This is a genomic window from Acidisoma sp. 7E03 (assembly GCF_054665075.1).
In genome coordinates this window covers 21,320-48,101 of sequence record NZ_BAAFHE010000008.1, presented here as the reverse complement: position 1 = coordinate 48,101, position 26,782 = coordinate 21,320, and the positions used below count along the sequence as shown (strand labels likewise).

The following is a 26,782-nucleotide window of genomic DNA, read 5'->3' as shown; positions in this document are numbered from 1 at the left end:
GGTGTCGCTCTCCCGCCCATTCATCCGCCGGCCCATCGGCACCTTCCTGCTCGCGATCGGGCTGATGATCGCGGGGGCGGTCGCCTATCGGTTCCTGCCGGTGGCGTCCATCCCGAACGTCGATCTGCCGGCAGTGGTGGTCTTCGCGAGCCGTCCGGGCGCGAGCCCCGAGACGATGGCCAATTCGATCGCGGCACCCCTGGAGCGGCATCTCGGCCAGATTCCGGGGTTGAACGAGCTCACCTCGGTCAACTCCACCGGTTCCTCCAGCATCATCTGCATCTTCGACGTCAACCGGAACATCGATGGCGCCGCCGCCGACGTGCAGGAAGCGATCAACGCCTCCGAAGCCGATCTTCCGTCGGACCTGCCCTCGGCCCCCTATTACCGGAAGTTCAACCCGTCCGACGCGCCAGTGATGACGATCGCGCTGACCTCGGACACGCTGTCGATCGCGCAGATCTTCGATGCCGTGGACACGATCCTCGTGCAGCGCCTGTCGCAGATCAACGGCGTCGCCAACGTCTCCGAAAGCGGCGCGGACAAGCCGGCGGTGCGCGTGCAGCTCAACCCCACGCTGGTCGCCAATGCCGGGCTTTCCGCCGAAAGCATCAGCCAGACCATCGGCAATGCCAACGTCGTCCAGCCGGTGGGCACCATCGAAGGGCCGAAGCACGCCTACAACATCCTGATCAACGGTCAGCTCAAGGATGCGAAGGAGTATGGCGACCTCGTCATCGCCAAGACCGCGAACGGCGTGATGCGGCTGCGCGACCTCGGCCAGGTGATCAACAGCGTCGCGACGCTGCGGCTCGCCGCCTGGGACGGACAGAAGCCCGCGATCCTTCTCGACATCACCAAGCAGCCCGGCGCCAACGTGATCGACACGGTGGACGGCGTGAAGAAGAGCCTGCCGGAACTGATGAAGCTGATGCCGGCCGGCATCCACGAGACCATCCTGACCGACCGCACGACGACCATCCGCGCGAGCGTGGCCGACGTGCAGTTCACCCTGCTGCTGACCGTCTTCCTCGTCCTCGCCGTCGTCATCGTCTTCCTGCAGCGCACCGTGCTGACGATCGCCGCTGGCGTCACCATTCCGCTCTCGATCGCCGGCACGCTGGCCGGCATGTGGTTCGAGGGCTTCACGATCGACAACTTCTCACTGCTTGCCATCACCATCTCGGTCGGCTTCGTGGTGGACGATGCGATCGTCATGATCGAGAACATCCACTCCCATGTGGAGCGCGGCATGTCCCCCATGCGGGCGGCGCTCCGCGGCGCCGGACAGATTGGCTTCACCGTGCTGTCCATCACCATTTCGCTGATCGCCGTCTTTTCCCCCATGGTCCTGATGCCGGGCATCATGGGAAAGCTGTTCCACGAATTCGCGATGACCCTGGTGCTGGCCGTCAGCGTTTCCGCCGTCGTGTCCCTCACCGTCACGCCCATGATCTGCGCCTGGTTCATGCGGCCGGAAAATCCCGGCACGCGCCGGCGGCTGCACCGGCGGATCGGGCGGCGCCTGGCCCTCGGCTTCGACCGCGGGTTCAACGCGGTGTTGCGCGCCTATGGCCGCAGCCTGGACTGGTGTCTGCGCCACCGCATCCTGATGAACCTCGTCACCCTGGCGACGGTGTTCCTGACGATCTGGCTTTACGTCATCGTGCCCAAGGGCTTCATGCCGAACGAGGATACCGGCCTTCTGCTGGGCCAGACCATGGCGGCGCCGAACATCTCCTTCAAGGCGATGGAAACGCTGCAGCGGCGCGTCGTCGCCGTGCTGCTGAAGGACCCGGCGGTCGCCGAAGTGGGCAGCCGCATCGGCGTCGCCAACGGCTTCTCATCCCTCAACCGCGGCAATCTCTATGTCTCCCTCAAGCCGATCGGTGAGCGCAAGCTGACCTCGGACGAGGTCATCGCCCGGCTGCGCACGCCACTCGCGAAGATCGCCGGGATCCAGACCTTCCTCATGTCGCAGCAGGATCTGCGGACCGGCGGCCGGCAGAGCGCCAGCGACTACGACTTCGTGCTGTCGGGGGACAATCTCGCCGAATTGCAGACCTGGGCGCTGAAGCTCGAAGCCAAGCTCAAGACCATCCCGCAGCTGACGGATATCTCGAGCGATCAGGACCGTGCCAGCCCTGAGGTGGACGTGATCGTCGACCGGGCGAAGGCCGCGCGCCTGCAGATCACCATGCAGGACGTGGACGAGGCGCTGAACAACGCCATCGCCCAGCGCCAGATCTCCACCATCTACGACCAGCGCAACCAGTACAAGGTGGTGCTGGAGGCGCTACCCGGCCTGCAGCTCGATCCCTCGCAGCTCGACCGGATCTATGTCGGCAGCAGCCAAGGCAATCAGGTGCCGCTCTCCGCCATCGCGCATTACCAGGCGACGACGGCGCCGGTGACGGTCCGGCACCAGGGCCAGTTTCCGGAAGCGACGGTCAGCTTCAGCCTGAAGCCCGGCACCTCGATCAGCCAGGGCACGGCGCTCGTGCAGCAGGCGGTCGCCCAGATCTTCATGCCCGCCGACATCCATACGGAATATGCCGGCAATGCGAAGCTGTTCCAGCAATCGGCCAATGCTGAGCCGATGCTGCTGCTGGTCGCGATCCTCTCGATCTACATCGTGCTGGGCGTGCTGTACGAGAGCCTAACGCAGCCGCTCACCATTCTCTCCACCCTGCCTTCGGCTGGAGTGGGCGCGCTGCTTGCCCTGCTCGCGACGGGGACGCAGCTTTCCATCATCGCGCTGATCGGCATCTTTCTGCTGATGGGCATCGTGAAGAAGAACGCCATCATGCTGGTGGATTTCGCGCTGGAGGCGGAGCGGACGCGCGGCATGGCGCCGGTCGCCGCGATCAAAGCCGCGAGTCTCGCCCGTTTCCGGCCGATCATCATGACGACGCTTGCCGCGATCCTCGGCGCCGTGCCGCTCGCCTTCTCCTTCGGCATCGGCTTCGAATATCGGCGCCCCTTGGGCATCGCCATCATCGGCGGCCTGCTCGTCTCCCAGCTTCTCACCCTCTACACGACGCCCGTGCTCTATGTGGCGCTACAGCGCCGGTGGCGGTGGCGGCGGAGGACACGGCTGATCCCGCAGAGCTGAGGGACGCCCACGGCTCCGATGAGGCCGGAGCCCTGGCATATCGCGCTGGGATATCTGCTTTCTTGCCCGGATGGCGCTCTCTGCCTATTTATTGCCACAGAGTGACACGCCCGGAAGGTGCGGCCCGGTGGCGATCCTTTCGCCGTCTGGCCTTCGGCCGGGAAGGACGGGAGGAGAGAAGCCATGGATGCCACGGTCAATCCATTCGAGGGCGACGAAGGCACGGTGGTTCCCCGGTCCCGGATGAGCGGCCTTCTCCGCGCCACCCAGGTGCTGGACCGCCTGGTGGTGGAGGGCAAGGCGACCTCCGCCTACGATCTGGCCAAGGCCATCCGCGCACCGGTTTCGACCATCTATGGCGTGGTGGACGCGCTGGTGCAGGCGGGGCTGCTGGAGCGGGACGATGCCGGCGCCGTCTGGTTCGGCAGCCGCATGTATCACTATGGTCTGGCCTATGGCCGCAACGTCGACCTGCTGCGCGAGGCCCGCACGGAGATGCGGAAGCTCGCGGAGGAGCTGGGCGAGACGGTGCAGCTCTGCGCCCGCCATGGCGGCGTCGTCGTCATTCAGGACATGGCGGAAGCCTCCCGCAATCTGCGCGTGTCCAGCCGGATCGGAGCGCAGGTGCCGCTGAACTGGAGTGTTTCGGGCCGGTTCTTCCTGGCCCATCTGCCGCAGCACGAGCAGATGGAGCTGTTCCGGCAATATGCCGTGCCCTCGGCCACCGGCCGCGCGCCGATGGACCCGCGCACCTTCGTGGCGCTGTCCGACGAAGCCCGCCGCCTCGGCTATGCGACGCAGCTCTCCGGCGCGGATGAGGGCATCGCCTGTGTCGCAGCGCCGATCATGAACGCCTCGGGCATCTGTGAGATGACGATGAGCATCATCATGCCGGAGATGCGGGTCCGCGAATCCTTGGATCGCTTTGCGGACGCCGCCAGGGCAGCCTGTGCGCGGGTGGAGGCCCGGGTCGGCTGGCGCCCCTTCGGCCCGATGGGTCTGCCGGCGAAGCGCAGCGCGCCCGCCGCTGCGGCCGAGGCCGCGGCCAGCCCCGCGCAATACGAGGTGGTGGGCTGAGCCAGCCCGCCCCTGCCCCCGCTTGCGGAGCGGCGCAAAGCTTCCTATAAGCCGGCTCCCCGCGGAGAGGTGCCAGAGTGGCCGATTGGGGCGGTCTCGAAAACCGTTGTGCGTGCAAGCGTACCGTGGGTTCGAATCCCACCCTCTCCGCCATTCCGTCCCATCTCCGATGCTGGCGCGTTTGTCCTCGCCCTGGCGCGGCAGAGCGGCATCCGGGCCTTTTTGCACGCGGGCGACCGGAACCTAGAGAACAGGTAGACCCTTGGCACAGACGACCCCCGATCGCGTGGTGACCTATGCCGTGGCCGATATCCACGGCCGGCTCGACCTGCTTTCTGCCCTGCTCGACCAGATCGAGGCTGATGCCGCCGCGCGCGGGGCGCGCGCGAAGATCGTCTTCACCGGGGACTATCTGGACCGGGGCGCTGATTCCTATGGCGTGATCGAGCGTCTCATCGCCGGCCCCGGACGCCCGGGCGACAGCTTCCTGTGCCTCCGCGGCAATCACGACGATCTCTTCGTTCGCAGCGTGACCACCGGCCGCGAGGTTCCGGACTGGGCCTGGTTCCTCTTCGACCATACGCTGCAGAGCTATCGGGCGGCGGGAGACGAGAGAGACATGGGCGCGCGCCTGCGGCGCCATGTCGACTTCATCACCGCCCTGCCCCTCACCCATGACGATGGCCGCTACCTCTTCGTCCATGCCGGCATCCGGCCTGGCCTGTCGCTCGAAGCGCAGGAAGAGGAAGACCTGCTCTGGATTCGGGAGGAGTTCCTGACGCACCAGGGGCCGCTGCCCCGGCGCGTCGTGCATGGGCATACCATCATCGGCGACCGGCCGATCTTCACCGAGAACCGGATCTCCGCCGATACCGGCGCCTATCGCTCGGGCATCCTGACCGCCATCGTGCTGGACGGCGCAGAAGAGAGCTTCCTGCAGGCGGTGGGGCAGCCGGATGAGAGTGCGATCGCGCGCGAACACGTCCTGCACGAGGCGGTGCTGCGCGGAAACCCGCCGGCGACGCTCGACCGCACGCCCTGGCTGCGGCGCAAAGCGTTCGCCGGGGTCTGAGCCGGGCGCGGCCTCAGGCCGCCGCCTCGCCCTCCAGCGCGCGGCGCACGATCATCTCGGCGATCGGAATGGCCGAGGTCGCCGCCGGAGAGGGCGCGTTGCACACGTGCAGCATCCGCGCGGTCGATAGAAACAGGAAATCGTGCACCAGCGTGCCGTCCGCCATCACCGCCTGCGCGCGGATGCCGGCCTCGTGCGGCAGCAGGTCGGCTTCCGTGAGGTTCGGGCAGTAGCGGCGGCAGGCTTCGAGGTAGAGGGATTTCGAAAGACTGCGCCGCATCTCGCCGATGCCGGAGGCCAGGTGCTGGCGCATGACGCGCCAGAAGCCGGGAAAGCGAAGATACGCGGCGATGTCCGGCAGCGAAGCGGCCAGGCGCGGATAGCCTTCGCGCGACAGGCCGAGCACCGCATTCGGCCCGACGGTCAATGAACCGTCGATCATCGGCGTCAGATGAATGCCGAGAAACGGCAGGTCCGGGTCTGGCACCGGATAGATGAGGTGGGAGACGAGCCCGCTCTTCTCCGGCCGCAGGCGGTAGTATTCGCCACGGAAGGGAATGATCTGATGCGTGATGGCAAGCCCCGCACGCTTGGCCAGCCGGTCAGACTGTAGACCCGCACAGGCGATCAGGCGCGCAGCCGCCCAGCGGCGGGGCCCCGCGCCCACGGTGACCGCGGCACTGCCCTCCTCGATCCGGTCCACCACGACGTTGGTTGCGATCTCGCCGCCCGCGGCAACGATCTCCGCCGCCATGGCCCGGCACACCGCGCGATAATCGACGATCCCCGAGGACGGAACGAAGATCGCGCCGAGACCGCGTACCTCCGGCTCGCGGGCGGAGAGCTCGGCCGCCGTGAGATGCTCGAAGGCGATGCCGTTCTCGGCGGCATTGGTCGCGAGCGCCGCGAGGCGCGACAGTTCGAGTTCATCGGTCGCGACGACGAGCTTGCCCGGCGTGCGGAAGGGAATGCCGTGGCTCTGGCAGAAGGCCTTGGTCGCCTCCGCCCCCCGGCGGCAGAGATCCGCCTTCAGGCTGCCGGGCTTGTAATAGATGCCGGCGTGAATCACGCCGCTGTTGTGGCCGGTCTGATGACGGCCGAGCGTCGCTTCCTTCTCCAGCAGCAGAACGCGCGTGCCTGGGTGCCGGAGCAGCACCGCGCGGGCGGTGGCGAGGCCAACGATACCGCCGCCGATGATGCACACGTCATGAGTCGTCATGTGCGGACTATCGGCCCGGTTGCCGCCGGGCCGCAAGAGCCGGCCCGCCCTCACCATCCCGGAGCGGCGGCCGCGCAAAGCCGCGCCCAGAGCACGTCGAAATTCGGGGTGGACGGCTCCTCCATCCGTCGCTGCGGTGAAACCTGCAGGGCGAGAAAGCGCTGGGGCTCACCGCCATCCGCCTGCGGCGTCTGGCCGCAGATCGTGACGAGATTGCCAGCGCTGATCCGCCGGACGGGTGCGGGCGCCGCGGCCATCGATGCTGGCGGCCCGACTGCTTCCGAGGAAGCGCCGCGGTAGAAGATCAAGGCGCCGACCAGTGGCAGGATGGTGCCGATGAGGGGCAGGATGATCAGCAACCAGAGCGGGCGTGGCGAGCGGTGCCCCACCTGTGCCGCCGGTATCTCGGGTCGCGCCAAGGGGCCGAGCAGAATGCCGCATTCGGGGCATTCACGGTGATGCCCGGTTATCTCGGCAGCGCACCAGGGGCAGATGAGGGCGATCGCTCTTGTCCTGGACTGGCTAGCGACGCAGCCGTGAGGGCTGCAGTTCCTCTGCGGCAGGCAAGCGCCGGAAAGGCTGCCCCGCCATGATCCAGGTCAATCCGGCCTCGTCACCGCACGGTCTCAGATCGAGACCGGTCGGTGCGGAAAGGCCAGTTCGTGCCGGGCACGCCACTCCGGCGTCACGTAATTCACGATCAGGGAGCGGCGCAGCCCGGTGATGGGCCGGCGGATGAAGCCGTGCCAGGTCTCGGTTCCGGGTACGAAAATGAGACCGCGGTTGCGCCGGGCAGGCGCGGTGCCGACATGCCGCGCCGGCGTCTCATACAGGTCCGTCCCCCAATCCTCTCCGGCCGGGGGATCCGCGAGATAGATCAGCATGGTGAAGAACTTGGCGCCGATGTCGGTGTGCGGTTCCAGCCAGAAGCCGTCCTGGTCGAGGCAATATTCGATGCGGAGGAAGCTGCCGGTGAGCGCGGCGCGGGTATGGGCCGCGAGCGCCGCCACCGTTTCCGGCTCTTGCAGCGCCTGGGCAAGGTCGCGGCAGACCGGATGCGCTGCCTGCTGCGCCGCCCCAAAGAAGAGCCGGCTGGAGTTGTGCGTCTCCCGCCGCCCGGCCGTGTCGCCAATGTCGGGCGCGGCGAGCGGCAAATGGCACAGCGCCTCCACGACGGGTTCGGGCAGCATCCCCTCCGGCAGCCAGTGGTCGTAGGGATAGGGCTGCGTCGGCGCGGCCCACACGGCCGACCTCAACCGACCGGCGATCGCCGCAGCCGCCTCATGCATGGGAGAAGATCTTCTTGGCCTGGGCGGAGATGCGGTGGCGCAGAAGCTCGCGATGGGCGGCGAAGCTATCCGCCATCCAATTGACCATCACCGCCCGCCGGCGCCCGACGAAGGGCTCGTGGCCGTGGAAGGAGCGGTCCGACCGCTCGAACACGACCATCGTGCCGAGCGCCGGGGGGACCTCGACGATCATGTCCTCGAGGTCGGTGGCACTTCGCAACAGACGCAGGCGCCCGCCCTGCGCTTCCCACGCCGCGTTGAAATAGAGCAGCAGCGTGATGCGCTTGGTGACGCTGTCCGTATGGATGCGGCCGTCCCGCGCGGCGCACCGGCCACGAACCGTCACCATGGTCGGATGAGCCGAGAGGTCGATGCCGAAGACGGCACCGACCGCCGCCGTCATGTCGGCGCCCGTCAGCTCTTCGATCAGCTGATCGAAGAGCTGACCCCGCCGCGTCGCCTCCACCGGCAGCAACCCGGCATGGTCGATCTCGGGAAAGCTCTCCGCCAGCGCCTCCGCCGTCTCCGGCAGAAGGACGTTCGGCAGGACGAGAAACTTGAAGGGGTCACGGGTCAGCGGAGCGGCCCGGAGAGCCGGAAGATCGAGAAGCGCCATGGCACAGTCCTGGAAATCGGCCGCCTGACTAGCCCCGACCCTTCCCTTCCTCATTGACCTGAATCAAGGAAACCACATGGCATACATTCGCCGAACCGATTTTATTGCTTTATCAATATGATTTGGATGATCTGGCGACTTCTTGCGCCGGACTCGCCCTTGCCCTAAGGACGATGATGGAAAGGCTACAAAGACCGCACAAAATGGCGAAGTCTGCGTCCTGCGCTTCGTCCGGGAATCCCATGCCGATCAAGCACAAGCAGAACCGCATCCGCGCCCGCATCAAGGAGTTTCTGCTGCCGCCTATCGAAGATGGCCTGGTGCTCGGCAGCCGCTCCCCCATCGGGCACATCGCCGTCAGCCGCGCCCTGACGCTGCTCTCTTCCACCCCCTATCAACACGTCCCGATCGAAGACGACGTCATCAGCGACGTTCTCATCCGCAGTGCAATCCTGCGCAAGATGTCGGTGGACTCCATCGTCGGTTTCGTCCTGCGCGAGATCAAACCGCTCATGGGCCCCGAGGAAATCCTCCATCTCGGCTTGGACGTGGAACTGACGATCGAAGCGGACGATCCATGAGACGCAAGATCCTGGCCCGACACGCGCTTTGCCGAAAGGTAACTGAGGTTTCAGATTCTCATCGATTCCGCGACGTCGTCGCCGTGACGATGCAAACGGATCATTGCTTCATGGTTCTGGACGAGACCGGGCAGTACGCTGGCATCGTCACGGCAGCGGAGGCCGCCCTCTTCCCTAGCCGAATCTTCGCCGATCTCGTGGGCCGTCGCCAGCCGGCCCCGATGTCCGAAGATGCGCCGCTTGATGCGGTGCTGCAGCGACTTGAGGCGGAGAAGCTGGAACGCCTGCCGGTCTGCGACGAGGCTGGACGCGTGCGCGGCGTCGTCTCCCGCAGTTCGGTGATGGACGCACTCTTCGCCTATGAGCACCGGATCGCCAATCTCGATCTGGTGACAGGTCTCCCCAACCGCAACGCCTTGCACGCGCGGCTGGAACAACTGACGTCGCAAACGATGCCTGCGTCCGCTCGTTTTGCTGTCGTCTTCATTGATCTTGACAACTTCAAGCAGGTGAACGACGCCTTCGGCCATAGCGTCGGGGACGAGATGCTGCGCTCCGTCGCCGGCCGGCTGGATGCGGCACGCCAGCCGGATGACTTCGTCTGCCGCTTTGGCGGCGACGAGTTCGTCGCACTCCTCGTCGGCTATCCGGAAGACGATGCGCTCGCGGCCCGCGTCGACCAGCTTTTCGCCGCGTTGAACGGCCATGTGCGGGCGGCCGGGCGCGAGATCTTCGTGACGGGAAGTGTCGGCGTGACTCGCTTTCCTGAGGACGGGCAGGATGCGGAAAGCCTGCTGCGCCAAGCCGATCTCGCCATGTACCGCTCGAAGGAAGCAGGGCGCGAGCAGGTGCGCTATTTCGACCGGATCGAGGGGCAGGACGTCGGCACCCGGCTCACCATCGCGAACAGCCTGCGGAAGGCCTACGACACCGGGGAGTTCTGGCTCGCCTTCCAGCCCCAGGTCAATATCGCGACCGGCGCCTTCGTGGGCGCCGAGGTCCTCATGCGCTGCACCAGCCGGGAGTTGGGGCCGATCGATCCCGGCACCTTCATTCCGATCGCCGAGGAAAGCGGCCTCATCGCGACGCTCAGCGACTGGGCGCTCCGGCAACTCGCCGAAGAGATCCCGCAGCAATTGGCCGGCCGCCTGCCCAAGGGCTTTCGGCTCGGCGTCAATCTCTCCGCGAGCCAGCTCAATCCGACGACGCAAGCGGCCGTGCTGGCCGCGGCAAAGGCGCTCGGCGCCTGCGGCTACCGGCTGGAGGCGGAGCTGACGGAATCGACCCTCACCCGGGAACCGGTGCAGGCGCTCCAGCTTCTCGCGACCCTGACGAAGCACGAGGTGAGCATCGCCATCGACGATTTCGGCACGGGTTTCTCCAACCTCTCCCGCCTTTGGGAGATGCCGGTGGACCGGCTGAAGATCTCACACGACTTCACGGAGGCCATGACCTCGCGCGACAGCCGGGGCTTCGCGCTGGTCCGCGCCATCATCGCCTTCGCCCGCGCGCTCGACCTCGGCGTCACCGCCGAAGGCGTCGAGCGGGAGGAGCAGGTCTCGCTGCTGCGCGATCTCGGCTGCGACGAGGCGCAAGGCTTCTGGTATGCCCGGCCGGTGCCGCTTCCGGAATTTCTCGATCGGATCGCGCCGAGGCTCGGCGCTACAGGGCGCTGAGCACCGCCTCGGTCTGCTCCAGGAAGAAGGCCGCATTCTCGGCGGAGAAAGGCAGCGGCGGCCGGATCTTCAGCACGTTGCCCTGCGGGCCGGAAGCGCTGATGAGCACGCGCCGGGTGCGCAGCCCGTTCACGATGCGGCCGGCGAGCGCCGCCGAGGGCGCCCCCTCCTCCAGCACGTCGGCGCCGACGAAGAGCCCGGCGCCACGCACAGCGCCGATCACAGGGAAGCGACGCGCGAGGTCTTCCATACCCGACTTGAGGAGGGTGCCGACCCGAGCGGCATTCTCGATCAGACCTTCCTCGCGGATCACGCCGAGCACGGCGAGGCCCGCGGCCGCTGCCACGGGATTGCCGCCGAAGGTGTTGAAGTAGCGGAGATCCCGCCCGAAGGAGGCCAGCACCTCGGGCCGCGCCGCCATGGCCGCCACCGGATAGCCATTGCCCATCGGCTTGCCCATGGTGACGAGGTCCGGAAGGATGCCATGCCGCGCGAAGCCCCACATGCCGGCGCCGGTGCGGCCGAAGCCTGGCTGCACCTCATCGGCAATGAACACTCCGCCTGCAGCATGGATGGCGCCGACGGCTTCGCGCAGGAAGCCCGGCGGATCGGCGCGCACCCCGTCGCTAGAGAAGATCGTATCCACGAGCAATGCCGCTGGGCGGATGCCGTGCGCGGCAAAATCGGCGATGGCGCGTTGCACCCCTGCGGCGAAGGCCGCACCGATGGTCGCGGCATCGCCGCCGCATGCCGCTGGCGGCGGCACGAGCCGCACCAGCGGGCTCTTCGGCATATTGGGCCCGAGCGAGGGCGAGGCCTCGGCGAGCACGGCGGTGACGCCGTGATAAGCCGTCTCGGTGACGATCAACCCCTGCCCGCCCGTGTGGTGGCGTGCGACGCGCAGCGCGAGGTCATTCGCTTCCGACCCCGTGCAGGTGAACATGACATGGCCGATCTCGGCCGGCAGGGTGGCGAGCAGCGCCTCCGCATAGTCCAGCACACCATCGGTGAGGTAGCGCGTATGGGTGTTGAGCACGGCCATCTGCTGCGCGACGGCCGCCACCACGGCCGGGTGGCAGTGCCCGACGCAGGCGACGTTGTTGTAGACGTCGAGATAGGCCTCGCCATCGGGCCCGTAGAGCCAGACGCCCTCCGCCCGCACGACATGCACCGGCTTTTCGTAGAAGAGCCGGTAGGCGGGGCCGAGCAGCCGGGCGCGCCGCTCGATCAGCCGCCGCTCGGCCTCCGGCAGGTCCTGCGCCTGGTCGGCATCGAAGGCATTGACCATCTGCATGCGGCTGGCCGACATCGTCACGCTCCCTGGGTGGCGGCGAAAAGGACATCCTGCGCTTCCGCACGGCCGACGCGGCTGAGGGCGGCGAGCCCGCGGCTGGAATTGCCGACGTTGCGCAGGATGTAGTCCCGGTTCTCGGGATGAAGCCCGGCCCGCCAGTTGCTGATGGTGATGGCGAGCGCGAGGCGCATGGGAATGAGATCGGCGAGCATGGCGATCTCCGCTTCGCTCAGCGGTGTCACCGCATGATAGCCGGCCACCGTCTCGGCCGCGGTCGCGAAGGGATGCGCCCCCTCCAGCACCTGGTAGCTCGCCGCGACGCCGAGATCCTGCACGCGCGGGGCGACCGCGAGATCGCCGAAGTCGATGATGCCGCTGATGCGGCTGTGCGCATCGGGGTCGACCAGCAGGTTGTGCGGATTGAAGTCGTTATGAATTGGCTGCCGCGGCATCCCGGCCTGCGCCGGCAGAACCTCCCGCTCGAACAGGTCGAACCGTGCCGCGATGCGCGCGCGCTCCTCGGCGTCCACGACATGATCGATGAGGCGACGGAGGCGCGGTGCCTGCCCCATGTCCCAGATGAGGTCGAGCGCCGGCAGCTCTCCCTGGAATCCGCCCAGCGCCCGGTCGAGCGCCGCGAGCAGCCCGCCGATGCGGCGCCGCTGCGCCCCGTCGCGGACGGCGAGGTGGAGCGACATGCCGGGCAGGAAGGAAAGCAGCCGCGTCGTCCGGCGTACCCCGCCCCACGCAGCCTCCAGGCTGGTCCAGCCATCCTGCGCCGGGATGACGCGCGGCACCGGCAAGGTGGGGTCCGCCTCCGCGAGGTGCAGCAGCACCGCGGTCTGGAAGGCGGTTTCGGCCGGCACCTCTCCGGGATGGGTGATTTTGAGTAGGAAGCCTGCACCGGTCGCCGTCTCGATGGCGAAATTCGCGTCCCGCTCGCTCCCGAGCGGCCGGGCGCGGCCCGCGATGCCATAGGTCGCCCGCACGAAGGCTTCGGCCGCTTCGGCGGCGATCGGCGGCGGGGTTTCGGTAAAGCGGCGGTCCATGCCCTCTTCGCTCGTCCGCATCGCCGTGCTCATCCGCTCACCTCTGGCCGGCCGGCAGGGACGGCCGGCTCACCGGTCAAGCGGTAGCATGGACGGCAGAGGAGACAAACGGCCCGGGCCGAACCCGGGCCCCTAAAGGGCTTAGGCGGCCGTGTCGCGGCTGCAAAGGCGCGTCCACAGGGTATCGAAGGCCGGGTCCCGGCCCTCGATCGCGGTTTTCGCGGTATCGCCGGCGATGGAGACGTAGCGCATGCCAACAAAGCTGCCGGACGGGATTGTGCCGCAGAGGCTGACGAGCTGACCGGCGCTGGCCTGCACGTAGCTCTGCTGGAACCCGTCGAAGCTCGGATCGGCTAGGGCGAGACGCACCGCGCGCTCACCGTTCAGCCACACGCCCCGCTGCACGGGATCGGTGATGCCCGCGGGCAACGCGCTCGCGACTTGAACGGGTGCCGTCACCGCGGCCGGCGCCGGCACGGCATCATCCTGCGGTGTCAACTGAAGATGGGCGGCGAAGGCCGCCGACAGCATGAGCGGCACCGCAATGAGCGAGAGCATAAGCCTGCGGCTGCCGCGCGCCGCGCGCGCTCGGCCGCTCGTCGGGATGGTGCCAACGGGATTATCCAGCCCGCATTCAGGGCACCGCTTGCTCGTCGTCCGGATTTCGGACTCACACCAGATGCAGTTCGCCAAGCCCATCGCCGCTGCCCCGACCTTGCACGCCAAAAAACGTTTAGCCGTCCAACCCGACATGGCCACGCCCCTCTGCACGTCAATTTCACAAGGGCGCGAAACCAAAACTTTTTCGCGTTCAAGACCCATATAGGTCTACCCCAGGCGCTTTTTGCGTTTCAAGAGTTAAATCGCGGTTAAATTTGTAGGAATTTTGCCGCCAAACGGGCGCAGAGCTGCGGCCTGAGCATAGGGTCGCCCCAGAAGCCCCGGATGAGTCTCAGTTTTCGAAGCGACGGATAAGGGAAGACATTGAACCGGTTTCGAACCGGTCAGTGGGCCTCGGACCAGTTGGCGCCGATACCCGTCTCCACCACCAACGGCACCTGCAGCGCGGCGACCGATTCCATCACCCGGCGCACGACCGCGGCGGTGGCCTCGGCCTCCGATTCGGGGGCCTCGAACATCAGCTCGTCATGCACCTGGAGCAGCATGCGGGCGGCAAGACCAGCCTCGCGCAGCGCCGCCGGCAGCCGCACCATGGCCCGCTTGATGATGTCTGCCGCACCGCCCTGGAGCGGGGCGTTGATCGCCTGGCGCTCGGCATAGGCGCGGCGGGCGCCGTTCTTGTCGGCGATGCCCGGAATCCAGCAGCGGCGGCCGAAGGGGGTCAGGACGAAGCCCTTCTCCCGCGCCTCCTCCTTGGTCCGCTCCATATAGTCGCGGATGCCGGGGTAGCGCTCGAAATAGGCGTCGATGTAGCGCTTCGCCTGGCCGGATTCGATTTGCAGCTGGCGCGCGAGGCCGAAGGCGCTGATGCCGTAGATGATGCCGAAGTTGATGGCCTTGGCGCGGCGCCGCGTCAGGCTGTCCATCCCCGCCATCGGCACGCCGAAGACTTCAGAGGCGGTGCGGGCGTGAATGTCCTCGCCCAGGCGGAAGCTCTCCCGCAGCACCGGCAGATCGGCGACATGGGCGAGCAGCCGCAGCTCGATTTGCGAATAGTCGGCGCTGATCAGGCGATGGCCAGGCTCCGCCACGAAGGCGCGGCGGATGCGCCCGCCTTCCTCAGTGCGGATGGGGATGTTCTGCAGATTGGGATCGGTCGAGGACAGGCGGCCCGTCGTCGTCGCCGCCATGGCGAAGCTGGTATGGACGCGCTTCGTCTCAGGGTCGATCTCCGCGATCAGCGCGTCGGTATAGGTCGATTTCAGCTTGGCGAGTTGCCGCCAGGCCAGAAGACGCTCGGGCAGTTCGTGCCCCTGGTCGGCCAGGTCCTGCAGCACCGAGGCATCGGTGCCCCAGGCGCCAGTCTTGTTCCGCTTGCCGCCGGGCAGGCCCATCTCGTCGAACAACACCTCGCCCAATTGCTTCGGGCTGCCGAGATTGAAGGCCCGCCCGGCCAGACGGTGGATCTCGATCTCCTGTGCGGCCATTCGCTCCGAGAAATCGGCCGAGAGGCGGCGGAGTTCACCGGCATCGACGGACACACCCGCCTGTTCCATGGCGAGCAGCACCGGCACCAGCCGGCGTTCCATCAGCTCGTAGAGGGCGAGAGCCTTCGTCGGCCGCAGGCCCGGCCGCAGCTTGTGCCACAGGCGGAGCGCGAGGTCGGCGGCTTCCGCGGCATAGGCCGTGGCGCGGTCCAGCGGCACGGCGGCGAAGGTGACGCGGGCGCGCCCGGTGCCCGTCGCCCCGGCGAGGCCCATCGGCGTATGGCCCAGATGCAGCTCGGCGAGATCGGCCAGGCCGTGCCCATGCTGCCCGGCCTCCTGCGCGTAGGAGATCAGCATGGTGTCGTCCAGCGGGGCCGTGCCCGCCGGCACGCCCGCCCGCTCCAGCACGGCGAGGGCGAATTTCGCGTCGTGAAAAACCTTCAGCACCGACGGGTCGGCGAGGATTGGGGCGAGCGCCGCGATCGCCTCCTCGGGGTCCACCTGGCCGCCTTCGATCGCGGCGCCCGACAGCAGGTCATGCCGCAGCGGCAGATAGGCCGCGCGGCCGGGCCTCAGCGCGAGCGATATGCCGACGAGGGCGCTGCGCACCGCCTCAACCCCGTCGGTCTCAACGCCGATGGCGAGCAGACCCCCGGCCGTGGCTTCCGCGAGCCATGCCTGGAAGGTGGCGAGCGAACCGATCGTCTCATAGGGGCCGAAAGGCGCATCCGTGCCCGCGGCAGCCGGTGCGGCCTGGGGTAGAGGCGCCGGGGCTGGGTCGCCGAAGGGCGCGCTGCGGTCCCCCGCCGGGGGCGCCGGCGCGCGCACGGGCGCCGCCCCGCCTTCGACGCCGAGGCGTGTCGCGATCGAGCGGAAGCCCTGCGCTGCGAGGAAGGGCTGCAGCCGCTCCGGCTGCCATTCGCGCGAGACCAGCGCCTCCAGCGGCTGCGGCAGGGGCACCTCGGTGCAGAGTTCCACGAGCTTGCGCGACAGCCGCGCCGCTTCCGCGTGCTCCACCAGCGCATCGCGCCGCTTGGAAGGCTTCATGCCGTCCTGCGCGGCGGCAAGGATCGCCTCCAGCGAGCCGTATTCGGCCATCAGCGCCGAGGCCGTCTTCGGCCCGATGCCCGGCACGCCGGGCACGTTGTCCACCGAATCGCCGATCAACGCCTGCACGTCGATCACCCGGTCAGGGGTGACGCCGAATTTCTCCATCACCTCCTCGGGCCCGATGGGCTTCTGCTTCATCGGGTCCAGCATGGCGACGCCGGGCCGGATGAGCTGCATCAGGTCCTTGTCGGAGGAGACGATGGTGCAGCGGCCGCCGGCGCGCAGCACTTCGGCGGCATAGGAGGCGATGAGATCATCCGCCTCCCAATCCTCGAGCTCGATCGCCGGCACGCCGAAGGCGGCCGTGGCTTCGCGTACCAGGGCGAATTGGGGAATAAGGTCGTCCGGCGGGGGCGGCCGGTGCGCCTTGTATTCGGCATAGAGCCGGTTGCGGAAAGTGGTGCGACCGGCATCGAAGATCACGGCGAAATGCGTGCCGACATGGTCCTTCAGCAGCCGTGCCAGCATGTTGGTGAAGCCGTAGACGGCATTCACCTGCGTGCCGTCCGGCCGGTTCATCGGCGGGATGGCGTGATAGGCGCGGAAGATGAAGCCCGATCCGTCGATGAGGATCAGGTGCGGCTCGCTCTCGCTCATCGCTGCGGTTCCGGCGGCCGCGCTCAATGCGCCTCGGCCACCGCGCCACTCAGCACGAAGAGGCGGGAGCAATAGGGGCAGACTGTCTCGTCCGGCCCGCCGAGGCGGCCGGGGATGCGGAGATAGACCTTGGGGTGGCCGAGCTGGCCGCCGGTGCCCTCGCAGCTCACCACACGCTCGTTCACCTGCATGATCTCGATCGGCTTGCGGAGGCTCTGGCTCATAATTTCCCCTTTGGCGTCAGTCCCGCCAATGATAGCGATGCGGCGTGCGCCGAACCATCCCCCCTGCCCCGCGCCCTGGCCGGCTGCTCGCGCTGGGCCTGGCCCTCTGCCTCGCCGCCTGCGCCGTGCCGCATGTGGAGAAGCCGCAGCCGCCGGTGCCGCCTGTGGTGACGGACGGCGCCTTCACCATGGCGGACGGGCAGCGCCTGCCCTATCGCGAATGGCTGCCGGCGGGCGACCCTGCCATCGTCGTCCTCGCCCTGCATGGCATCGACGACAGCCGCGACGCCTGGGAGCGGCCAGGGCCGCTGCTGGCAGCACAAGGCATTGCCGTGGTGGCGCCGGACGAGCGCGGCTTCGGCGCGACGCTCGATCGCGGCGACTGGCCCGGCACGGCGCAGATGCTGGCCGATGCCCGCGCCATGGCGCTGGACCTGCGGGCGCGCTTCCCGGCGGCGAAGCTCTATCTGATGGGCGAGAGCATGGGCGGCGCCGTGCTGCTGGCCCTGGCCGCGAGCCCCGAGGCGCCGCCGGTGGATGGCTATGTCTTCAGCGCGCCGGCCGTCTGGGGCCGTAGCGAGATGAACCCGCTCTACCGCTCCATGCTCTGGCTCGCCAGCCGCACCATGCCCGATCTCCTCCTCACCGGGCACGGCGCGGGCGTGGTGCCGACGGATAACGAGGACGCCTGGAAACGCCTGTCGCGTGACCCGCTGACGCTGACCGAGACGCGGATTTCGGCGGTGAAGGGGCTGGTGGATCTGATGGATGCGGCGCTCGCCGCCTGCCGCCACATCCGGGCGCCGGCGCTCTTCCTCTATGGCGGGCATGACCAGCTGGTGCCGAAGAACGCGATGGCGGCGGCCTGGCGCCAGGCCGCCGCGAGCGGCGACCGCGCGGTGACCTTCGCCTATTACCCCAAGGGCTATCACCTGCTGCAGCGGGACCATGAGGGCGCGGTGGTGACGGCCGACATCGCCCATTGGCTGCAGGAGCCAGGCGCCCCCCTGCCCTCCGGCGCCGAGACCCGGGCGCGAGACTGGCTCGCGCGCCAGCCCGGCCCCTGACCCCCTTTTCATCCCCGGCGGTTGCCTGTAAGGGAGAGCCACTGCCACCCCAGGCACGGACCCGTAGCTCAGCTGGATAGAGCGTTGCCCTCCGAAGGCAAAGGTCTCGCGTTCGAATCGCGACGGGTCCGCCAGGGATTTCAATAATTTAGCAGCATTCACGATACTTCACGCCAAGTTCTAGCTACCAGGTAGCTACCACGATCCTGATCCCTCACCAGCCCTAGCCTAAAACCCCCTGTGAGCATCGAGGGCGCAAATACCCCGCGGCCTCGTTGGGAGAGTTATCTCCACAGAATCGAACCGCGTCGTTAATAAAACCCGGTTATCCCATGCGGCCGTGTATCCACCCTAACCTGGCCAAGGTTGGGGTCGAGGGTTCGAATCCCTTCGCCCGCTCCAATTTCCTCCAAGGTGTTGATTCCGCTGGGAACTGGGCTCTTCCGCATAAAGCGTTCACGGACCCCTGCCCGATCAAGTCTATCTAATTGTTTCAATAAGTGTTTTGTTCTACCTATGAACCCCGCGTTAGAGGACACTCCATCCAGCCTGTCGGAACCCAAACTTCGTGGTGTCATCGGAGGACGCTCGAAATCTAAGCTCATAACCCGCGCGCTTTCTGCGGAAGAGCCCAGTTCTCAGAAAAATGAACATGAATGATCCAAAAGGCGGGTGGGGAGAGAAGCGCAGTGCTAACTCTCGATCAAATCGATCAACTCGAGCGCCAATTCAGAGCGACACTCGTCGCTCTGAATAAGAGGAGCTTTGTCGGCGTCACCCTCATCGAGGTAGTCGACGAGGCCGCATTGTGGCCCGTACCTTTTGACGAACTCGCACCCATCGTACCGTCTCAGAATCTCGATGCGCTTCTTCTCCGGGTTCCCGCCCTACTGTGTGCCGTTGCCGCAGAGATTGGATTTCGATTTGAGGGTGTCGGCACCGACTTCTGGGCCAAGCTGAGTAGTACACTTGGCCTCGCTATCAGCATGGCGCAGCGCGTGCAGATCGGCGACGCATTCGCGGCACTCGCTGGAAAGTACAAGATATCTCGACCGTCGGAGAGTGCATTCAGCAGCCATTTCTCGATCATTTCCTGGCCGATCGCCAATGCATTACTCCCAATTGACTTGGTAGGGCCAGTCGCCCGTCTATTAGCTCGTGCCCCCGTTGGGTCTTTGCCCGGCCCCAACCGTTCAGCCAACTTTGCGAGCCTTCGCGCATGGGCAACGGCCGCCGAGGGTGCTCGCCTCGCTGATTGGCTTCGCTTCGAAGGGTCTTCAGAGCGCGTCCTAAAATCGCTTCTCACCGAGAATCGCGGATCAATATTGCCGGCTGCCAGCTATGAGCGGCTCAGGAACACGATCAACGTATCGGCCGAGGCTTTCCTTGCGATCAGGGCTGGCCGGCAACGATCCCGCACTGCCAAACTATCTACATCCGCTGACCAAAGCCTGGGGCGTCTCACGCTCGCGCGTGATGCGATGGGCTTGAAACTTTTCGCGACATGGAATGCCCTTCCACCGGGCTTGTTTGATGAGGCCCGGATCGCGGCTCGCGCCGCAGCATGGCGACCCCGCCTCTGGGGTGCCGGCGCTTTCCTCCACTCAGACACGGCGCTGGGCGCGGGGCCATTTGCGTTGATGCACGCCGCTGTGCCTGCCGCCGACCATCCCGCCTACCCAGACGCAGCAGCCGTGTTCGGCACCGGAAGCGACATTGCCGCTGTCATGGCCGCCCGAAGCATCGACTGGACCGCAACGGTCCTGTTCGACGTAAATGATCACCGGACCTTAGGCGAACAGAGGTTTGCTCCCTTTTCGGACAAGGCTGAGGTCGCCTGGGTGGGCACGCGCGTGGATGGTTCAGCGATCGAGCGCTTACGGCCGCTTGGCAGAGCATGCGGTTATCGCTTCTACGAGGCGAACCTACGGGACGCCGCCGAGCGAGCAATTTTAGCCGCTGAAGGCTTGCGTTCCAACGATGCTCGGTCCTCGCTCGCCCGCCATCCGGTTGACGCGATCGTGGCTCCCCAGGCAGTCGTTCGTCCGGGCCGCCCGTTCTTGCTGTTCAAAGAGGCACCGTCTCCATCCGCGGAACCGCTTCGAACCCTTAAGGCCGGCGAACGGATAGCGTCTGTATCCGGGCCGACGGGTCATCCGGGTGTGCGATGCGAGGCGGCATCGCCTGCGGGCAGTGGGCCGGTCCAACTCAGCCTGTTCGAGCGGGACAGTGCCTTTGAGGCCCTGATCGAACAGCGGCTCCAGATACGGATCGAAAGTCCGATCGCGCTTCGTGACGTAGGTGTGACTGCGGAGTTGGAGATCGGTGGCCAACTGGTAGTCCGTAGCCATACCCGTGTCAAAGAACTGCCCTCGACGATCGATGCTGGGGAAGCAATCTTAAAAGCCCTCTATTCCGACATGGTGCGTAGCAAACTACTCGAGACAGGTAGCGGCACACTCCGTTTGGCGGTCGGACGCTCAGTCACACTCGAAGTGCCACTCGACCGGCCTGCTGCATCGGTCGATTGGTCCGGCGAGGTGCCGGAATTGATCGGCACGAGCTTGGTGACCGAACTTGTATACGCATCGGCTCAATCACCACATCGATTTGTTCCAGCGAACGCAATGATGACACCCGAACGCGGCGCAATAGCCTTTGCCTTGCGTTTAGTCGATGGGCACCTCGCCGATCCGATCAAGTTGCTTGCGTCAAGTAGCTTCAATCTCGGCGATTTTGCTTCGAATTTTGGCGGTGACTTGGGTTCTCGACTTATGCGCGACAATGGTCGGGGGGTAGGCGAGATCGCGCGAGCGAGAGTTGCTTGGTCGCGGGCGCTTTGCCTCACGCTTCCGGCAGTTGCCGCCAGGACGCGTGTCGTGCGGCAGTTTGAAGAACCTCTCGTCTTTGATCTATGTGGCAGGGAGTGGTGCTCCGTCGAAGAGGCGACGCGATCGCATCCGTTCGACGCGCGTGAAGCGCTTTATGCGGTAGCACTCGAGCGCGGTCTCGCTGCGTTGCCCGAACAAGGTTCAAAGGCTGTCTCTAAACGATTTACTGCTGCTTTTATTGCGCATGCCAAGATGTTTGATCCTGACTGGCCGCTTAGTGGTCAAGCCCCCCGAGACGGCGCGATGGATGAGGCGCTCAACGAAGGTTATACCGAAGCAGTCAAGGCGCTTCAGGCAGAGGGGTTACTACTCAATATCGATCCGGATGACTGCGACTTCGGAAGCCCGGCGGACGAATGGGAAACCGCAGCTCAAGAGGCGATCCGCCGCATTCGGCGATCCGAACTCGCGCAACTCATTGCGCCAAGTCTGGGCGGACGACAACTGCGTGATCGCTACTATTTGGATGTCGGTATCGCTGAATTGGCAGAGGACCTTGCGGCATGGACGCGAAGCTTTGCGTTGCCGCGCGGCTATCTGTCGCCCGAAGTAGCAGCCGGCGCGCTCCAACTTTGGCTGTCACCGGCGGCCTGCAACAATGCCGACGCTGCCGTGCATGTCCTCGCCAATGATCCTTTTGTCTCACGAGCGACGCGCTATGCAGCCATCCGGCTCGGGAATGCACTCGGTGAGATAGCCTCGTGAGTGAATTTCTTCGCCTCCTGCTCGGCCTCCATGCGCAAGCTCGTCGTTATGATCGCGATCAGGCGCTGCTTGGTGCTCTCGGCGTTGGCGCCTTTGCCTACACGCACCAGATCGACAGTGTCCACCGGATGGCAACAGCACCGTCGTGCCGGTGGCTTCTTGCTGATGAAGTCGGCCTCGGCAAGACCATTCAAGCGATCATGGTGATGCGAGCATTGGCTGCCCAATCATCAAGCCTGTTTAATGTCGCGCTGGTCGTTCCAGACGATCTAGTCGGTCAGTGGGAAGAAGAACTGCTCGCGCGCGGGCATACGATTGCGATTGAGGCGGGGGAACCCGACGCCCCTACCGACAATCTACTAATGCGCCTCGTCCGGCCAAGCCGAATCGCGGCAGGCGGCAGGATTGCTGCTGAAAGGATTGATCTGCTGCTTGTGGATGAGTTTACCAAGCTTCAGGTAGCCGTCCGCACCGAATTGATCGCCGCCGCACGTAGCATTCCTAATGTTATTGCGATGACGGCCACACCCGCACTCCACGATGCCCGCATCCGTCGTGAATTGATGGAAATGCTAGAGCCCGAGGCGGCCCGTATAGCGCGCGCGACCAATCGCGATATCCTAAAAGTGCTAGCTGACCGGGAAATCGAAGCGATCGAGCGCTATGGGGAGGAACTTCGCAACACGTCGCGGCGGCGCCAAGTGGAGGATGAATTCGGCCTCTACCGACGTCTCATTCGAACGCGGCGTTCTGACTATCCCAATGCGCTTCCACAGCGGCGCTACCAGCCAATCCGTGTCGCGCCAACAGACGGAGATATTGAACGCGCACGTGCGACGCGTTCCTATTTAGAGGCCGCTGCGACTGCAGATCTCGATCTAAGACGCGATCTGCTCTTGCAGGTTGCCGGCCGCAGCCCTCAATCGCTGCGTGAACGCCTGAGCACCCTCAAACGAACCACCTCACTCCAAGCGGCATGGTACCAGATCGACAAGGTGCTCCGGGACGAACCGGGCGATGCCAAGCTGGACGCGCTGACCGATCATGTGCGGGCCACTCTCACTGAACAGCCGGACGCCCGCATCGTGATCGTGGCTGAGGACAATCCCACGACCGACTATCTTGCAGAGGCACTTGGCAAGCTGGTTGATGGGAGGATCTCGCGCAAGCGCCGCACGATTAGCGCTGCCGAGGAATTGGAGGTTCAAGTGACCCTCCTCAAGGACGCGCTTGAGGAGTTTATCAGCGGTAAGGCCAATATCTTGGTCGCAGCGCTCGACGCCCGCGAAGGGCACAATCTGCAGTTTGCAAATGAGATCATCTTTTTCGCCTTGCCTTGGTCGCCGCCGGACATTCAGCAATGGATCGGTCGTATCGATAGGCTCGGCACGCGCGGGATCCCATCCAAGCGTAAGATAAGCATCACCCCAATTGTTGTGGACAACTCGATAGAAAGCAGGATTCTCGAGGTGCTTGAGGGAAGCAAGGTCTTCGAGAGGAGCGAAGTTTTTGACGAGACCGAGTGGGCCGAGATCAGCAAGGCGATCAACGCCGCTGCTGATGGAAGCGCAGGTGCCAGTTGGGGAGAAGCGGCGGCACGCGCAAAATCGCTGGGTGCGACGATCGAAGACTGGCTTGGTTCCACCCGCCTCCCACCCAGCCCCCGCACAACGCTAGCAGAACGTCTCGACGCACGCCTGCGCAGTCGCCCCTATGCGTTGCCGCTGACTGATCCCGAAAATAAACGACGAACGAATTGGTATCAGAGCCGAGAACGAGCGGCGGATATCATCATCAGGCTCGCTCGCGAGGAATTTCTTGATATCAGGAATGCCGGCGACAACGGTCAGCGGTTCAAGACCATGTGGTACAGGTCCGGACCCGCAGGAATAGAACTACAGATTCCGGAGATTGACAGCACTTCATCGTTCCACCGCCAGGCGTTCATTTCCCATCGTGCATCAATCGATTGTCCGCCGCGCACCCAGGTGACGCAGAACGACGGGCGAAGGCGACAGCTCCACTTTTTCGATCACGGATGTCCACTCCATGATCAGTTGATTTCTGCACTGATCGAGAAGGCGCCGATAACGGACATAACCACAGAGTTCTCTGTTGACTACCCCAGCGACCATCCGGTCCTCGAATGGGAGGGGCGGCGTCTGCTTTTTGGTAGCAGCGGTGTAGAACTACGCACTGCTCTATCGACGGATGTCGGGGCTGTGCTCGGTCTGATCGACGGCCAAGCGTCGAGGGTCGAACAAGATGCGCATGCTGTCGCGAAACGCTATCTGGGTGCTGTGCTCGACGCTGACCGCCGTTGGCTCGTCGATCTTTGTCCGCCCGAAATGCTCGTGGTCGCGTTTGTAGAGGACGGCGAGCAGTTTGTGCCATGCGATGCTGCAGCGGCAATACTCGATCCGGTATGTGGTGATCGCCCTGCGCGTCAGTCGGCCCGACGCCGATCCCAATTGACGGAAACGCGACGGGATGGTGCGCGAGAAATCGCTCGGGGACAACTGATGCGTTTGGGGTCTGAGGTGATCGGCCGAGCGATCGTGGCCTTGAACAGCGCAGTAGGCGAACGGCTGTTCGCAATCGACGCAGAAAACGAGGAGCGTGTCGCAGCTGCACGCGCCGAACTGGCAGGTCTCGTAGCCAGCGAGGCGCTGAAGAGCAGACCGGAACCAATCATCCAGGCCGAACGAAGAGGTGCTGAGTTGTCTGTTCGGCTCACTGAGGCTTGCGGCGGCGCACGTCGTGCATGGATTTCGGGCGCATTAACTGCCATCAAAAGTGCAGCCGTGCTCACGACGCCGCGGTACTTCTGGGTGGTACCAAAGCGGTCTGGCGAATAGAACTCATGATTTTCTACTCAAGGTGCGATTGAAGCGCTGCGCATCGATCGTTCCAATTTACGCTCTTGTCGATGACTGTCGGCGCCGGACCACCCTAGGCACGCGCCTACTCCGTTGTTTGGAAGTTAAATGAACGCAGCCGTTGGAAGGAAGGAACCGGACGCAGGTCAATTGTTTCCTGCAGACGCGGATACTTGGTCTCTGCCTCCGAAACGGGCTTCCCCGGTTCGAGCTGAAAGTTACGAATTCCCGGTAAAGGGAAATCCGTCAATGCATCCAGAGCCCGGCAGAAGCCATCACATAAGGCCATAATATCAAGCATCAGGCGGTCATCGGCAAACAGATTGAACTGTTGGGCTTCCGCGTACAGAATCGCCACGACCTCATCGCTGCTATCGAATAAGAATGGGATAGCAACGTAGGAAGTTGCGATTCCGCTGATATCCCTGGAATCTCCTGTAGCCTCCATGTCGGATTTAAGATCGCCCCGAAGCTCGAGTTCCGATTCATATTTTCGTGTGCGGGTCACTCGTCGGTCACGGTAAGCGTGACCGATAATACCTGTTGTAACCGGGAAGACGCGTCCCGCGCTGGCCGGCTGATATTCTGATGTGCCGAGATAGGCAGTCACTTGCTGAAGGTACCCTCCGCCATTTCGGCTCATCACGCGATGGAGGGTCAATCGCAACGCTGCTGGCGTCGCTTCTTTTCTAAGATACCCCTCGACAGCCGCCAAGAACGGCAAAGCAGCCAATTGGGTGCCCCCCGGAATTGGTTCCGGGTAGCTGGGAAGAGAGAGGGCCACGCTCATGGCTATGCTCCTTCAGGTATCGGACGGAAGGAACCTAGCGGAAAGAGGCGGTCTGTCGACTGGTCATTCCGTTGCTTCATACCATCCAGGTTTGAGTGGAGAGTATCAGGCTCAACGAACAAATCAAGAACACTTTCCTTGGCTGCCGTTCCATGACGCTGTACAATACCAGCCGTCGAGATGGAAAACTCGCGCTTTACGGAGCCGAGTTCGCTGAACCTCACGAGAAAGGCTCCCGCTCGGTAGAGCAGGTACAATAAAAGGCGATTTGCCGTTGAACTGCCTGGTGCGAAGACCTTGTTGATCGACCGTGGGGCATTTCCCACGCCCTTTGCGTGTAAAATGACGGTCGTATCCTTTCTTACACGATAGGTCAGTTGTTCCGCCGCCGCGTTGATCAGCGTCAGAAGCCCGTTGCCTGAAGTCTCCAAGACAGATTTGAGATCCCTTCCGGCATCATGCGTTACCAGCGGAACGATTTTCCTCATGCCCTCCTCAAGTTGTTCGAGGTCTTTCTTGAACAGTTCCTCTAAAATAGTGTCTTGTCCAAAGCGCTCGATCGTTAGACGGCAAAGGTCAACAATCGCTCCGTCGCCATATCCAGACACGATATAGGATGTCTTCGTGCCGGCTAGAGCCGGCTGGCCAAGGGTATCGCTGCGCCAGTATGACCCAGGTGAGTGAATCTGATCGGGATTATAGCCTTGTTCTAGGCCGAACCCGACCGCCAATATAATCCCATCAAACGACCGGGTATCGCCTGCTGGCCGCACAGAGCGGAAATGACGTCCTTGACGCTCCGCCAGATGGCCCATCCATTCGATACGGCGTGTAGCTCCGTCAATGCTGAGGTGGCTCAACCCGAGAAATACCTCTATGCGATGCTGGCGTTCCCCAGAAGAACCCGATGGTGTTTCACTTTGCTCACAATAGATAGCAAAGCCGTTGAGTATCCTAGCGGCAACATCTGATGCGCGTCCTTTGCGCCATTTAAGAACGGGAAGATCCGACTCCGGCTCGGCACTGCCGAGAGCAGGCCAGTCGTAGATCTTCGGATGCAGCCAGCGCGTGTCACAACCTTGTTGCAGGGGGCAAAGGTCCCATCGCTTTTCGAAGACCGTCACATGGACGTTGGGATCAATCGCCAAGAGCGCCGCTGCTACTGTCAGGCCGCCGATTCCTCCGCCGACAATGGCGATACTCCTCAAGTGGAACTCATTCGCGTTGGCAAGGCACTTCAGTCCGCTGACCAAATTATGTGCCCGAACCTGCTGGCGATAAACGGTCACTCCTGCCGAGAGGCTTCCCAAGACGAATATGTTGGGCAGAACTTCGTAGGTCTGGACCACAGTCCGTGCCGAGGTGATGTCGTGGATCTGATTTTCAGCAGACACTTGTCCTCCGTTGGGCCAGAAGTGGAGAG

The 26,782-nt window shown here is 64.7% G+C and carries 19 protein-coding genes and 2 tRNA genes; 10 read left to right on the top strand and 11 right to left on the bottom strand.

What is annotated here, in order from left to right; all coding sequences use genetic code 11:
- Position 1: 1 nt before the first annotated feature.
- The 4 genes from ACYQ6W_RS13445 to ACYQ6W_RS13430 all read left to right on the top strand — a co-directional run bounded on the left by ACYQ6W_RS13445 (position 2) and on the right by ACYQ6W_RS13430 (position 5,264).
- On the top strand, positions 2-3,115 hold the full coding sequence (locus tag ACYQ6W_RS13445; protein ID WP_459675915.1) for an efflux RND transporter permease subunit: 3,114 nt from the start codon (positions 2-4) through the stop codon (positions 3,113-3,115).
- A 183-nt stretch (positions 3,116-3,298) separates the two neighbouring features.
- The gene (locus ACYQ6W_RS13440) at positions 3,299-4,192 is read left to right on the top strand and encodes an IclR family transcriptional regulator (protein WP_459675913.1); all 894 of its coding nucleotides are present in this window, start codon (positions 3,299-3,301) and stop codon (positions 4,190-4,192) included.
- A 63-nt stretch (positions 4,193-4,255) separates the two neighbouring features.
- A tRNA-Ser gene (locus ACYQ6W_RS13435) sits at positions 4,256-4,345 on the top strand.
- 109 nt (positions 4,346-4,454) lie between these two features.
- A complete protein-coding gene (locus ACYQ6W_RS13430; RefSeq protein ID WP_459675912.1) occupies positions 4,455-5,264 on the top strand; it encodes a metallophosphoesterase family protein in 810 nt (269 codons plus the stop codon).
- 13 nt (positions 5,265-5,277) lie between these two features.
- Here the strand turns inward: ACYQ6W_RS13430 and lhgO are convergent, their stop codons facing one another.
- The 4 genes from lhgO to ACYQ6W_RS13410 form a co-directional block, all read right to left on the bottom strand.
- A complete protein-coding gene (gene lhgO / locus ACYQ6W_RS13425; protein WP_459675911.1) occupies positions 5,278-6,483 on the bottom strand; it encodes an L-2-hydroxyglutarate oxidase in 1,206 nt (401 codons plus the stop codon).
- Positions 6,484-6,533: 50 nt separating this feature from the next.
- Complete coding sequence (locus ACYQ6W_RS13420) at positions 6,534-6,872, bottom strand: hypothetical protein (protein ID WP_459675910.1); 339 nt, start codon at positions 6,870-6,872, stop codon at positions 6,534-6,536.
- 237 nt (positions 6,873-7,109) lie between these two features.
- Positions 7,110-7,772 (bottom strand): 2OG-Fe(II) oxygenase, encoded by a 663-nt coding sequence (locus ACYQ6W_RS13415; protein ID WP_459675909.1) that lies wholly within the window; start codon positions 7,770-7,772, stop codon positions 7,110-7,112.
- Positions 7,765-8,388, bottom strand: a complete 624-nt coding sequence (locus ACYQ6W_RS13410; protein ID WP_459675907.1) for a 2OG-Fe(II) oxygenase family protein — start codon at positions 8,386-8,388, stop codon at positions 7,765-7,767. Before ACYQ6W_RS13410 ends, ACYQ6W_RS13415 begins: the two co-directional genes overlap by 8 nt.
- Positions 8,389-8,630: 242 nt before the next feature.
- Here ACYQ6W_RS13410 and ACYQ6W_RS13405 point away from each other — a divergent pair, with 242 nt between their 5' ends.
- Both ACYQ6W_RS13405 and ACYQ6W_RS13400 read left to right on the top strand, forming a co-directional pair.
- On the top strand, positions 8,631-8,969 hold the full coding sequence (locus tag ACYQ6W_RS13405; RefSeq protein ID WP_459675906.1) for a hypothetical protein: 339 nt from the start codon (positions 8,631-8,633) through the stop codon (positions 8,967-8,969).
- Between the two features lie 110 nt (positions 8,970-9,079).
- The gene (locus tag ACYQ6W_RS13400; protein ID WP_459675905.1) at positions 9,080-10,645 is read left to right on the top strand and encodes a putative bifunctional diguanylate cyclase/phosphodiesterase; all 1,566 of its coding nucleotides are present in this window, start codon (positions 9,080-9,082) and stop codon (positions 10,643-10,645) included.
- On the opposite strand, the gene ACYQ6W_RS13395 is transcribed toward ACYQ6W_RS13400, so the two are convergent.
- The 5 genes from ACYQ6W_RS13395 to ACYQ6W_RS13375 all read right to left on the bottom strand — a co-directional run bounded on the left by ACYQ6W_RS13395 (position 10,632) and on the right by ACYQ6W_RS13375 (position 17,027).
- The gene (locus ACYQ6W_RS13395; protein ID WP_459675904.1) at positions 10,632-11,954 is read right to left on the bottom strand and encodes an aspartate aminotransferase family protein; all 1,323 of its coding nucleotides are present in this window, start codon (positions 11,952-11,954) and stop codon (positions 10,632-10,634) included. The two genes, ACYQ6W_RS13400 and ACYQ6W_RS13395, sit on opposite strands and share 14 nt — an antisense overlap.
- 2 nt (positions 11,955-11,956) lie before the next feature.
- Entirely contained in the window at positions 11,957-13,021 is a 1,065-nt protein-coding gene (locus ACYQ6W_RS13390) for a phosphotransferase (RefSeq protein WP_459675903.1), read from the bottom strand.
- A 108-nt stretch (positions 13,022-13,129) separates the two neighbouring features.
- Positions 13,130-13,546: a hypothetical protein gene (locus tag ACYQ6W_RS13385; protein ID WP_459675902.1), complete on the bottom strand. Its 417-nt coding sequence runs from the start codon at positions 13,544-13,546 to the stop codon at positions 13,130-13,132.
- A gap of 446 nt (positions 13,547-13,992) precedes the next feature.
- A complete protein-coding gene (gene polA, locus ACYQ6W_RS13380; RefSeq protein WP_459675901.1) occupies positions 13,993-16,803 on the bottom strand; it encodes a DNA polymerase I in 2,811 nt (936 codons plus the stop codon).
- Positions 16,804-16,826: 23 nt separating this feature from the next.
- Positions 16,827-17,027, bottom strand: a complete 201-nt coding sequence (locus ACYQ6W_RS13375) for a zinc-finger domain-containing protein (protein ID WP_459675899.1) — start codon at positions 17,025-17,027, stop codon at positions 16,827-16,829.
- Between the two features lie 44 nt (positions 17,028-17,071).
- Here ACYQ6W_RS13375 and ACYQ6W_RS13370 point away from each other — a divergent pair, with 44 nt between their 5' ends.
- The 4 genes from ACYQ6W_RS13370 (at position 17,072) to ACYQ6W_RS13355 (ending at position 24,548) form a co-directional block, all read left to right on the top strand.
- Complete coding sequence (locus ACYQ6W_RS13370; RefSeq protein WP_459675898.1) at positions 17,072-18,094, top strand: alpha/beta fold hydrolase; 1,023 nt, start codon at positions 17,072-17,074, stop codon at positions 18,092-18,094.
- A 57-nt stretch (positions 18,095-18,151) separates the two neighbouring features.
- Positions 18,152-18,228 (top strand) — tRNA-Arg (locus ACYQ6W_RS13365).
- Positions 18,229-18,750: 522 nt separating this feature from the next.
- Positions 18,751-21,690 carry a hypothetical protein gene (locus ACYQ6W_RS13360; protein WP_459675897.1) on the top strand — a complete coding sequence of 980 codons (2,940 nt, stop codon included), beginning with the start codon at positions 18,751-18,753 and terminating at the stop codon, positions 21,688-21,690.
- Entirely contained in the window at positions 21,687-24,548 is a 2,862-nt protein-coding gene (locus ACYQ6W_RS13355) for an SNF2-related protein (RefSeq protein WP_459675896.1), read from the top strand. The genes ACYQ6W_RS13360 and ACYQ6W_RS13355 overlap by 4 nt, the downstream gene beginning before the upstream one ends.
- Before the next feature lie 106 nt (positions 24,549-24,654).
- Here the strand turns inward: ACYQ6W_RS13355 and ACYQ6W_RS13350 are convergent, their stop codons facing one another.
- Together ACYQ6W_RS13350 and ACYQ6W_RS13345 are read right to left on the bottom strand one after the other, a co-directional pair.
- Positions 24,655-25,359, bottom strand: a complete 705-nt coding sequence (locus tag ACYQ6W_RS13350) for a hypothetical protein (RefSeq protein WP_459675895.1) — start codon at positions 25,357-25,359, stop codon at positions 24,655-24,657.
- Between the two features lie 2 nt (positions 25,360-25,361).
- Positions 25,362-26,753, bottom strand: coding sequence for an NAD(P)-binding protein (locus tag ACYQ6W_RS13345; protein ID WP_459675894.1), 1,392 nt, complete (start codon positions 26,751-26,753; stop codon positions 25,362-25,364).
- Between the last annotated feature and the right edge of the window lie 29 nt (positions 26,754-26,782).

Bases quoted from the DNA above. Each gene is read 5' to 3' on its own strand.
- ACYQ6W_RS13385 (WP_459675902.1), bottom strand. From the start codon at position 13,546: ATGCTCTCGCTCATTGCGGTGCCGCTCATGCTGTCGGCGGCCTTCGCC.
- ACYQ6W_RS13405 (WP_459675906.1), top strand. From the start codon at position 8,631: ATGCCGATCAAGCACAAGCAGAACCGCATCCGCGCCCGCATCAAGGAG.
- ACYQ6W_RS13440 (WP_459675913.1), top strand. From the start codon at position 3,299: ATGGATGCCACGGTCAATCCATTCGAGGGCGACGAAGGCACGGTGGTT.
- ACYQ6W_RS13390 (WP_459675903.1), bottom strand. From the start codon at position 13,021: ATGAGCACGGCGATGCGGACGAGCGAAGAGGGCATGGACCGCCGCTTT.
- ACYQ6W_RS13350 (WP_459675895.1), bottom strand. From the start codon at position 25,359: ATGAGCGTGGCCCTCTCTCTTCCCAGCTACCCGGAACCAATTCCGGGG.
- ACYQ6W_RS13400 (WP_459675905.1), top strand. From the start codon at position 9,080: ATGGTTCTGGACGAGACCGGGCAGTACGCTGGCATCGTCACGGCAGCG.
- ACYQ6W_RS13415 (WP_459675909.1), bottom strand. From the start codon at position 7,772: ATGCATGAGGCGGCTGCGGCGATCGCCGGTCGGTTGAGGTCGGCCGTG.
- lhgO (WP_459675911.1), bottom strand. From the start codon at position 6,483: ATGACGACTCATGACGTGTGCATCATCGGCGGCGGTATCGTTGGCCTC.
- ACYQ6W_RS13395 (WP_459675904.1), bottom strand. From the start codon at position 11,954: ATGTCGGCCAGCCGCATGCAGATGGTCAATGCCTTCGATGCCGACCAG.
- polA (WP_459675901.1), bottom strand. From the start codon at position 16,803: ATGAGCGAGAGCGAGCCGCACCTGATCCTCATCGACGGATCGGGCTTC.
- ACYQ6W_RS13410 (WP_459675907.1), bottom strand. From the start codon at position 8,388: ATGGCGCTTCTCGATCTTCCGGCTCTCCGGGCCGCTCCGCTGACCCGT.
- ACYQ6W_RS13375 (WP_459675899.1), bottom strand. From the start codon at position 17,027: ATGAGCCAGAGCCTCCGCAAGCCGATCGAGATCATGCAGGTGAACGAG.
- ACYQ6W_RS13360 (WP_459675897.1), top strand. From the start codon at position 18,751: ATGATCCAAAAGGCGGGTGGGGAGAGAAGCGCAGTGCTAACTCTCGAT.